Raw genomic sequence first — 9894 nt, 5'->3', positions numbered from 1 at the left:
GCGCGCTGCTGGTGCTGGGCCCGGGGCTGGCGGGGCGCGGGACACCGGTGGACGCGGCGGGCGTCGGGCTGGCCGTGGCCGCGGGGGCCTCGTACGCGGTGTACTCGCTGATCGGCGGCGACCTCATCGGGCGGGGGCGTCCCCCGGGTGCGGTGATGGGCGTGCTGTTCGGCGCCGCCGGGGTGCTGGTGCTGCCGGTGGCGGTGCTGGGCGGCGCCGACCGGCTGGCCGGGGCGCGGGGCGCGGCGGTGGTGCTGCACCTGGCGGTGTTCACCGTGTACCTGGCCTACCGGCTGTTCGGGCTGGGCCTGCGCCGCACGCCGGCGTCGGTGGCGACGTCCCTGACGCTGGCCGAGCCGGCCGTGGCGGCGGTGCTGGGGGTGGCGGTGCTGGGCGAGCGCCTGCCGGTGGTGTCCTGGTGCGGCCTGGCCGTGCTCGGGGTGGGGCTGGCGCTGCTGGCCGTGCCCGGCCGGCGCCGTCGCGGGGTGCGGCAGACCGGCCGGTGACGTGCGGCCGGGGCCCGCGCGCCGCCGGTGGTGGGCGCATCCGGGTGGTCGTGGGCGCGCCGTCCGCGGGCGGGGCTGGGAGGCTGCGCGGGTGGTGCGAGGGCCGGGAGGAGCTGTGCGGTCGTGGCTGCGCGTCGGCGCGGGAGCGCTCGTGGTGGGGGTCGTCACCGCGGGGTGCCAGTGGCCGCGGGACGTCGACGGCACCCTGGAGCGGGTGCGCGGCGGCACCCTGCGCGTGGGGGTGGTCGAGGCGGAGCCGTGGGCCGCTGCCGCGGAGGGGCCGCGCGGGGTGGAGGTGCGGCTGGTGGAGGAGCTCGCCGGCCGGGTGGGCGCCGAGGTGAGCTGGGTCCCCGGCGCGACGGCGGAGCTGGTGTCCGGCCTGCACGACGGGGCGCTGGACCTGGTCGTGGGCGGGCTGACCGCGCAGGACCCGTGGACGGCGGAGGTGACCTTCACCCGCCCCTACGTCACGACCCGCACCGTCGTGGCGGTGCCGGGGGGTGAGCCCGCCCCGGAGGACGTGGCGGGCCGCACCGTGCGGCTGGAGGCCGACCCGCAGCTGGAGGGCCTGCTGCGCTCGGCGGGCGCCGTACCGCAGGTCGTGCCCGACGCGGGTGGGGGCACGGGCCCGGTGGCGGTGGAGGACTGGGAGCTGGACCTGCACGGCCTGCGGGGGACGGGCGTGGAGCTGCAGTCCGCCGACCACGTCTGGGCGGTGCGCTCGGGGGAGAGCGGCTGGCAGGTGGAGGTCGAGCGGTTCCTGCTGCGCCTGGACCCCGCCCACGTGCAGCGGCTGCTGGACGAGGAGGGCGCGTGAGGGTCTACGCCGACCACGAGATGCCGCCCGAGGTGGAGCGGCTGTACCGGCGCGCGGTGCGGCTGGAGCGGTGGACGCTGGCCTACCTGGTCAGCGCCGTCGCGCTGATGGGGCTGGTGCTGGGCCAGTCGCAGGCCATGAAGGCCGCCTGGGTGGAGGACCTGCTCAGCCTGCTGCCCGCCATCGCGTTCCTCGTGGCGTCCCGCTTCCGGGAGCGCGAGGCCAGCCAGCGCTTCCCCTACGGCTTCCACCGCGTGGTCAGCGCCGCCTACCTGATCGCCTCCTTCGCGCTGCTGGTGATGGGGGTGCTGCTCTTCGCGGACTCCGCCTACCGGCTGCTCATCCGGGAACGGCCCTCCATCGGGCTCGTCGAGGTCTTCGGGTTCCAGGTGTGGCTGGGCTGGCCGATGATCGCCGCCCTCGTCTGGAGCGCGGTCCCGGCGGTCGTGCTCGGCCGGATGAAGCTGCCGATGGCGGCGAGGTTGCACGACAAGGTCCTCTACGCCGACGCCGAGATGAACCGCGCCGACTGGCTGACGGCGGTGGCCGCCATCGTCGGCGTCCTCGGCATCGGGGCGGGGCTGTGGTGGGCCGACGCGGTGGCCGCCGTCGTCATCTCCCTCGACATCACCCGCGACGGCCTGCGCAACGTGCGATCCGCCTTCGCCGACCTCATGGACCGCATCCCGACCAGCCCGGGTGAGGAGCAGCCGCTGGAGCTCATCGCGGTGGTGGAGCGGCACGTCCGGTCCCTGGCGTGGGTGCGCGAGGCCGAGGTCCGGCTGCGCGAGCACGGCCACCTCGTCACCGGCGAGGTCTACGTCGTGCCGGAGGAGACGGGGGCGCCGCTGCCGCACCTGGTGCAGGAGGCCGTGGACGACCTGCAGCAGCTCGACTGGCGCCTGCGGGAGGTCGTCGTGGTGCCCCTGCCCGCGCTGCACGACGAGCGCGGGTCGGCGCCGCGGCCGGGGAAGCGCTGAGTGCCCGGACCCACCGGGCGCCCCGCCTGCGGCGGCGGGGACGCCGGCCACCCCTGGCTCCTCGACCGCGGCGGGCGCGGCAACGACGCCACCCGCCTGCCGGCGTGGAGCACGGGCAACGCGGTCCGGCCCCTGGTGGACGGGGTGGCGTACCTGCGGGCGGTGGCCGCCGCGCTGGAGGACACCGGCGAGGGTGACGTGGTGTTCTTCGCCGACTGGCAGGGGGACCCGGACGAGCTGCTGACCGACGAGGGGCCCACCATCGCGGAGGCGCTGTCGGCGGCGGCCCGCCGCGGGGTGCTGGTGAAGGGCCTGGTGTGGCGCTCGCCGTGGGACGTCCTGAAGGTCCTCCCGGAGCGCAACCGCCACCTCGCCCAGGACGTGCGGGGCCCGGGCGCGGAGGTCGTGCTGGACCAGCGGGTGCGCACCCTGGGCAGCCACCACCAGAAGTTCCTCGTCGTGCGCCACGCCGCCCGCCCCGCCGCCGACGTCGCCTTCGTCGGCAGCCTGGACCTCGGCCACTCCCGCCGCGACGACGCCGGGCACCGCGGCGACGCCCAGACGATGGCGTTCGGGCGCCGGTACGGCGAGCGCCCGTCCTGGCACGACGTGAGCGCGGAGGTCCGCGGCCCCGCCGTGCGGGACGTGGAGACGGTGTTCCGGGAGCGGTGGGAGGACCGCGCGCCGCTGTCCCTGCTGCCGTGGCAGCTCGTGCCCGACCTCGCCCGGCGCCTGCTGCGGCGCCCGCCGGGCCTGCCGCCGCAGCTCCCGGCGCCGGATGCGGCGGGTTCCTGCGCGGTACAGCTGCTGCGGACCTACCCGCGCCGCCGGCCCCGCTACCCGTTCGCCCCGCGCGGGGAGCGCAGCACCGCCCGCGGGCACGCCAAGGCCCTGCGCCGGGCGCGGCGGCTGGTGTACGTGGAGGAGCAGTTCCTCTGGTCGGAGGAGGTGGCGGAGGTCTTCGCCGGTCCGCTGCGGGAGAACCCGGACCTGCACCTGGTGGTCCTGCTGCCGCGGGAGCCGAAACGCGGCGGACCGCTGGCCGGTCCGCCGCTGCTGCTCGGGCAGGTCCGCGCGCTGCGGGTGCTGCGGGCGGCCGGGGGTGCACGGGTGCACGTCTTCGACGTGGAGAACCACGCCGGGGAGCCGGTGTACGTGCACTCCAAGATCACCGTCGTCGACGACGTGTGGGCCTGCGTGCGCAGCGACAACCTCAACCGCCGCTCGTGGACCCACGACTCCGAGCTGTCCGCCGCGGTCCTCGACGCCGAGCGCGATCCCCGCGCGCCGCGCGACCCGGCCGGGCTGGGCGACGGGGCGCGCCGCTTCGCGCGGGACCTGCGGTTGCGGCTGCTGCGCGAGCACCTCGACCGGGCGGAGGGTGACGACGCGGACCTGCTCGACCCGTCCGACGCGGTGGCGGCGCTGGGGCGCAGCGCCGCCGCGCTGGACGCCTGGCACGACGCCGGCCGCCGCGGCCCCCGCCCGCCGGGGCGGTTGCGGGTCCACCGGGACCCCGTGCTGCGGTGGTGGCAGCGGGCGTTCGCGGCGCCGCTGTACCGCCACGTCCTCGACCAGGGCGAGCGCTGACGTCCCCACCGCGCACGGGCCGGCGGGGTGGGTGAACGCTGGACGACCTCCGCATGGGTCCCGGACCGGCGGGTAGCAGGACGGCGAACCCCTGCGGCCGCGCGCGACCGGCCGCCCGTCCCGACCCGGAGGAGCAACCGTGAAGGCCGTCGTCTACCAGGGCCCCCGCACCGTCGAGGTGAAGGACGTGCCGGACGCGCGCGTCGAGCAGCCGAACGACGCCGTCATCCGCATCACCACCACGAACATCTGCGGCTCGGACCTGCACATGTACGAGGGGCGCACCGCCGTGGAGGAGGGCAAGGTCCTCGGCCACGAGAACATGGGGATCGTCGAGGAGGTCGGCCCCGGCGTCGAGCGCGTCAAGGTCGGTGACCGCGTCTCGGTGCCGTTCAACATCGCGTGCGGCTCCTGCCGCAACTGCGAGCACGGCTGGACGTCGTTCTGCCTGCGGACCAACCCCACCGAGGGCGTCGACGGCGCCGCGTACGGCTACGCGAACATGGGCCCCTACGACGGCGGGCAGGCGGAGTTCCTGCGCGTGCCGCACGCGGACTTCAACCTCCTGGAGCTGCCGCAGGGCACGGAGCACGAGAACGACTTCACGATGCTCTCCGACGTCTTCCCCACCGGCTGGCACGGCGTGGAGCTGTCCGGCATGGCGCCCGGTGACACCGTCGCCGTGTTCGGCGCCGGCCCGGTCGGGTTGATGGCCGCGCACGCCGCCGTCCTCAAGGGTGCCTCGCAGGTGTTCGTGGTGGACGAGGAGGCCGACCGCCTCGCGCTGGCGGGCAGGTTCGGCGCGACCCCGGTGGACTTCTCCGCCGGCGACCCCGTCCAGCAGATCCTGGAGGCCACCGGCGGGCAGGGCGTCGACCGCGGCGTGGAGGCCGTCGGTTACCAGGCCCACGACCACACCGGCGAGGAGCACCCCGAGCTCGTCCTGGACAACCTCGTGCAGGTGGTGCGCAGCGCCGGGGGCATCGGCGTCGTCGGCGTGTACGTGCCCCAGGACCCCGGCGCCGCGACGGAGGGCGCGAAGGAGGGGCGCATCGGTTTCGACTACGGCACCTTCTTCACCAAGGGCCAGCAGATGGGCACCGGCCAGGCACCCGTGAAGCGGTACAACCGCCAGCTGCGCGACCTCGTCGTCGCCGGGCGCGCCACCCCCGGGATCATCGTCTCCCACGAGCTGGGCCTGGAGCAGGCCGTGGAGGGCTACGCGCGCTTCGACGCCCGCGAGGACGGCTGGACGAAGGTGCTCCTGCACCCCGGGGCGGCGGCCGCACCCGCATGATCCCCGGCCCGGCGGGCACGGGCAGGTCGTGAAGAAGACCGTCGTCACCGTCGTCGGTGCGCTGCTCGTGGTCGCCGGCGCCGCGCTGGTCGTCCTGCCGGGGCCGGGCCTGGTCCTGGTCGCGGCGGGGCTGGCCGTGCTGGCCACCCAGTTCCCGTGGGCGCGCCCGCCGCTGCGCTGGGCGAGGCGGAAGTCGCGCGAGGGCGTCGACGAGCTCCGCCGCAGCGGGGGGCGCGCGGTGTTCGCCGTGGCGTGCGCGGCCGTGACGGCCGGCGTCGGGGTGCTGTCCCTCGCCGGGGTCCGGGTCCCGCTGGTGGGTACCGCGACCGCGGTGCTCCTCGTGCTCAGCGGGCTGTTCCTCGTCGGCGTCGTGGCCTGGGCCCGCGCGCCTCACCGCGGGCGGGGTGCGGGCAGCGCCGCGAGCAGGCGCCCGAGGTCGTCCTCGTCGTTGTAGTAGTGCACCGAGGCGCGCACCACGTCGGGCAGGCCCCGGGCGCCGAGGTCCAGCGGCGCCGAGGCGGCGGCGGAGACGGCGGTGGTGACCCCCGCGGAGGCGAGCGCGCGCCGGACGTCCGCGGCGGGGACGCCCTCGACGGTGAACGTCACGATGCCGCAGCGCTGCAGGCCGCGGTCGTGGACCGCGGTCCCGGGGCGCTCGCGCAGGCGCGCCCTGAGTCCCGCGGCGAGGTCCCGCACGCGGTCGCGGATCGCGGGCAGCCCCCACCCGAGGGCGTGCTCGACGGCCACCCCCAGGCCGATCCTGCCCGCCACGTCGTGCTCCCAGGTCTCGAAGCGCCGGGCGTCGTCCCGGACCGCGTACCGGTCCGGGCCGGTCAGCTCCGCCGAGCGCAGGTCCGGGAACAGCGGCTCCACGTGCCGGGTCCGGGGTGAGGCGTAGAGGAACCCCGTCCCGCGCGGTGCGCGCAGGAACTTGCGGCCGGTCGCCGTGAGGAAGTCGCAGCCGATCCCCGCCACGTCGACCGGCAGCTGGCCCACCGACTGGCAGGCGTCCAGCAGGAAGAGGGTGCCCGCCTCGCGGCAGAGCCGGCCCACCTCGGCCACCGGGTTCACCAGCCCGCCGCTGGTGGGGACGTGCGTCACCGCCACCAGCGCCACGTCGTCGTCGAGGCGCCGGCGCAGGTCCGCCACGTCGAGCTGCCCGTGCTCGTCGTCGTCGACGACCTCGACGACGACCCCGGTGCGGGCGGCGGCCTGCAGCAGGGCGATGAGGTTGCCCGCGTACTCGGACCGGCCGGTGAGGACCCGCTGCCCGCGGCGGAAGCGCAGACCGGAGAACGCCGCGCGCCAGGCCGCGGTGGCGCTGCCGGTGAGGGCGATCTCCTCCGGCGCGCAGCCGAGGAGGCGGGCGACCGCGGCGTAGGTGGCCGCCACGTCACCGGCGGCCGCGGCGGCGGCCGCGTACCCGCCGGTGCGCGCCTCCAGCCGCAGGTGCCCCACCACGGCCTCGGTGACCACCGCCGGGGGCAGCGCCGCCCCGGCGTTGTCCAGGTGGGCGACGTGCGCGGTGCCCGGGGTCTCGCGGCGGGCGCGGGCGACGTCGAGGGCCGGGGCGCTCAGCGCGGCTCCCCCGGCACGGCCAGGCTCAGCGCGACGTCCCCGGCGGGGTCGGTCCACCACCGCCGGAGGTCCAGGCCGGCGGCGGCGAGCTCCGCGCGGACCGTCTCGCGGCGGAACTTCGCCGACACCTCCGTGCGGATCGTCTCCCCGGGCGCGAACCGCACCGTGAGGTCCAGGGCGGCCACGTGCACCTGCACGGCGTCCCGCGCGCGCAGGTGCATCTCGATCCACTCGTGCTCCTCGTCCCAGACGACGACGTGCTCGAACGCGCCGGGGTCGAAGTCCGCGCCGAGCTCGCGGTCGAGGACGTGCAGGACGTTGCGGTTGAACTCGGCGGTCACCCCCGCGGCGTCGTCGTAGGCGGCGAGGAGGCGCGCGGGGTCCTTGACGAGGTCGGTGCCCAGCAGGAACGCGTCCTGCGGCCCGAGGGTGGCGGCCACGGCCCGCAGGAACTCCGCGCGCGGGCCGGGCTCGAAGTTGCCCAGGGTGGAGCCCAGGAACACGACGAGGCGGCGGCCTCCGCCCGGGATCGTGCCGAGGTGGTGCTCGAAGTCGCCGACGACGGCATGGACGGCGACGCCGGGGTAGGCCCGCGCGACCGCCGCGCCGGCCGCCGTGAGGGTCGCGCCGTCGACGTCGAAGGGCACGAACCGGCGCAGGGTGCCGGCGTCGCGGAGGGCGTCGAGCAGCAGCCGGGTCTTCTCGCTCGTGCCGCTGCCGAGCTCGACGAGGGTGTCGGCCCCCGTCAGCCCCGCCACCTCGGCCGCGACGGCCGCCAGCAGCTCGCGCTCGCGGCGGGTCGGGTAGTACTCCGGCAGGCGGGTGATCTCGTCGAAGAGCCGACCGCCGCGCTCGTCGTAGAACCACTTCGGCGGCAGCCGCCTCGGGGTGGCGGTCAACCCGGCCAGGGCGTCGGCGCGCAGCGCCGCCACGAGGGCGCCGGCGGGGAGGTGGTCCTCCACCAGCACCGGCAGCGCGTCCGCGGGGGCACCGGAGGCGGTCGTGGCGGAGGGGGTCGTGGAGGGGGTCGTTCGAGGGGTCACGGCACGTCCAGGGGTTCGAGGGTGACGCCGTCCGGCGCCACCGTGACGAGGACACGGTCGGGGACGTCCCGCCAGGACGGGTCGTCGTCGTAGGGCTCGCTCGCCAGGACGACGCCGCCGGGCGCGACCAGCAGGCTCAGGGTGTCCCCCCAGGTGGTGGCGAGCAGGCGCTCCCCGTCGGCGAGGAGCACGTTGAGGCGGGCGCCCGGGTCGGCCGCGCCGGCGGTGCGGATCCGGGCCGCGAGGTCCGCGGGGTCCTCCAGCAGCCACGACGCGAGGACCGCGCTGTCGCAGACGGACTCCGCCGCCGGCCACGCCGCGGCGGGCAGCACCGCGCGGTCCACCCGCCCGTTGTGCGACAGCAGCCAGCGCCCCCGCGCGAACGGGGCGCACGCCGTCTCGTCCGCCGGCATGCCGGTGGTGGCGCTGCGCACCGCCGCGACGACGCACGTGGCGCTCACGTGCGGGGCCACCGACAGCAGCGACGCGTCCGCCCACATCGGTCGCGGGGAGCGCCACCGGGCGGGTTCCGCCCGCGCGGGGGACCACCACCCGACGCCCCAGCCGTCGGCGTTGACGGTGCCGTGGCGCTGCCGCCGCGGCTGCCAGCTCTGCCGCAGCAGCCCGTGCCCGGGGTCCAGCAGCAGCGCGGACAGCGACCGGGGCGCGCCGAGCCAGGCGAGGTGCCGGCACACCTACGCGTCCCAGGCGAGCCGCAGACCGCAGAAGATCTGCCGCCGCACCGGCAGGTCCCAGTTGCGGAACGAGGGCCGGACGGCGACGGGGTCGGTGGCCCACGCCCCGCCGCGCAGCACCCGGTAGCCGCCGCCGAAGAACGGCTCGGAGTAGTCGGCGTACAGCATCGCCCGGAACCCGGGCCACGGCCCGAACCCCGAGGACGTCCACTCCCAGACGTCGCCGACCATCTGCTCCACCCCGTACGCCGACGCCCCCGCCGGGTAGGCCCCCGCGGGCGCCGGCCCGAGGCTCGTCCCGCCGAGGTTCGCGCGCTCCGCCGTCGGCGGTTCCCCACCCCACGGCCAGCGCCGGCGGCGGTGCAGGACGGGGTCCCAGGCGCAGGCCTTCTCCCACTCCACCTCCGTGGGCAGCCGCCCGCCCGCCCACCGGGCGTAGGCCTCGGCCTCGTGGAAGGAGACGTGCTGGACGGGCTCGTCCGGCGGGACGGCCTCGGTGCGGCCGAAGCGGCGGCGGGTCCAGCCGCCCGCCCCGTCCGGCCGCCAGGACATCGGGGCGTGCAGGCCCGCCGTCCGGCGGTGCTCCCACCCCTCGGCCGACCACAGCCGCTCGTCGTCGTAGCCGCCCGCCGCGCAGAACCCCACCCACTGCGCGTTCGTGACGGGCAGCCGCGCGATGCGGAAGGCGGGGACGTGCACCTCGTGCTGGGGCAGTTCGTTGTCCAGCGCCCACGGCTCCGCGGCGGGGTCCGCCCCGAGCCGGAACGGGCCGCCGGGCACGAGCACGGCGTCGTGGGGCACGGCCCGCCCGGGCGGGGTGGCGGTCGGGGTCAGCAGCGGTGCGCCCGCGCGCAGGTTGTGCGTCGCCAGCATCGTCTCGCCGTGCTGGTGCTCGTGCTGCGCGACCATGCCCGCGGCGAACAGCGGGTCGTGCGCCGGGGAGCGCTCCAGCAGGTCCAGGACGCGGCCGCGGACGTCGCCCAGCGAGCGGCGCGACTCCCCGGGGCTGAGCAGCGGCAGGGCGGGGCGGGTGGCGCGGGGGTGCTCGAACGCGTCGTAGAGGGAGGCGACCCGGGGGTGGAACACCGGGTGGTAGGAACCCCGCCCGGTCTGCAGCAGCCAGAACTCCTCCTGCTGCCCGACGTGGGCGAGGTCCCACACCAGCGGGCTCATCAGGCGGGAGTGCTGGGCCAGCAGTTCCGCGTCGTCGAACGCGGTGAGGGCCAGCGTCCGCCCCCGCGCGGACCCCAGGGCGGCCACGGCGGTGTCCAGGTGCGTCGTCATCGCAGCTCCTCCGCGAGCAGGCAGCCGGCCGGACCCGACCGGCGGGCGCGGTCCTCGACGAGGTCGGCCGGGGTGCGGCCGGAGTCCAGCAGTTCCGCCCAGCG

10 protein-coding genes are annotated in these 9894 nt (G+C 77.0%); 6 read left to right on the top strand and 4 right to left on the bottom strand.

The annotated features are described in order from the left end of the window. From ABEB16_RS14750 to ABEB16_RS14725, 6 genes are all read left to right on the top strand, one after another. Positions 1-506: EamA family transporter (locus ABEB16_RS14750; RefSeq protein WP_345712992.1), on the top strand; the 506-nt coding region annotated here is incomplete at its 5' end. A 115-nt stretch (positions 507-621) separates the two neighbouring features. Continuing rightward, positions 622-1323 carry a transporter substrate-binding domain-containing protein gene (locus ABEB16_RS14745; RefSeq protein ID WP_345712991.1) on the top strand — a complete coding sequence of 234 codons (702 nt, stop codon included), beginning with the start codon at positions 622-624 and terminating at the stop codon, positions 1321-1323. Further along, a complete protein-coding gene (locus tag ABEB16_RS14740; protein WP_345712990.1) occupies positions 1320-2303 on the top strand; it encodes a cation diffusion facilitator family transporter in 984 nt (327 codons plus the stop codon). The genes ABEB16_RS14745 and ABEB16_RS14740 overlap by 4 nt, the downstream gene beginning before the upstream one ends. Next, the gene (locus ABEB16_RS14735; RefSeq protein WP_345712989.1) at positions 2304-3893 is read left to right on the top strand and encodes a phospholipase D family protein; all 1590 of its coding nucleotides are present in this window, start codon (positions 2304-2306) and stop codon (positions 3891-3893) included. 139 nt (positions 3894-4032) lie between these two features. Beyond that, positions 4033-5190 (top strand): glutathione-independent formaldehyde dehydrogenase, encoded by a 1158-nt coding sequence (locus tag ABEB16_RS14730; protein WP_345712988.1) that lies wholly within the window; start codon positions 4033-4035, stop codon positions 5188-5190. Between the two features lie 28 nt (positions 5191-5218). Next, positions 5219-5644 carry a PGPGW domain-containing protein gene (locus tag ABEB16_RS14725; RefSeq protein ID WP_345712987.1) on the top strand — a complete coding sequence of 142 codons (426 nt, stop codon included), beginning with the start codon at positions 5219-5221 and terminating at the stop codon, positions 5642-5644. Here ABEB16_RS14725 and ABEB16_RS14720 read toward each other — a convergent pair. The 4 genes from ABEB16_RS14720 to egtB form a co-directional block, all read right to left on the bottom strand. Further along, positions 5581-6768 carry an aminotransferase class V-fold PLP-dependent enzyme gene (locus tag ABEB16_RS14720; RefSeq protein ID WP_345712994.1) on the bottom strand — a complete coding sequence of 396 codons (1188 nt, stop codon included), beginning with the start codon at positions 6766-6768 and terminating at the stop codon, positions 5581-5583. The genes ABEB16_RS14725 and ABEB16_RS14720 overlap by 64 nt on opposite strands. Then, positions 6765-7742, bottom strand: coding sequence for an L-histidine N(alpha)-methyltransferase (gene egtD / locus ABEB16_RS14715; protein WP_345712993.1), 978 nt, complete (start codon positions 7740-7742; stop codon positions 6765-6767). The genes ABEB16_RS14720 and egtD overlap by 4 nt, the downstream gene beginning before the upstream one ends. A 65-nt stretch (positions 7743-7807) precedes the next feature. Continuing rightward, entirely contained in the window at positions 7808-8506 is a 699-nt protein-coding gene (gene egtC / locus ABEB16_RS14710; RefSeq protein WP_345712986.1) for an ergothioneine biosynthesis protein EgtC, read from the bottom strand. Then, the gene (gene egtB, locus ABEB16_RS14705; RefSeq protein ID WP_345712985.1) at positions 8507-9790 is read right to left on the bottom strand and encodes an ergothioneine biosynthesis protein EgtB; all 1284 of its coding nucleotides are present in this window, start codon (positions 9788-9790) and stop codon (positions 8507-8509) included. Positions 9791-9894: the final 104 nt, after the last annotated feature.

The organism is Kineococcus glutinatus (genome assembly GCF_039542765.1).
Classification (GTDB): domain Bacteria; phylum Actinomycetota; class Actinomycetes; order Actinomycetales; family Kineococcaceae; genus Kineococcus_A; species Kineococcus_A glutinatus.
This window is presented reverse-complemented; position numbering and strand designations above follow the sequence as displayed.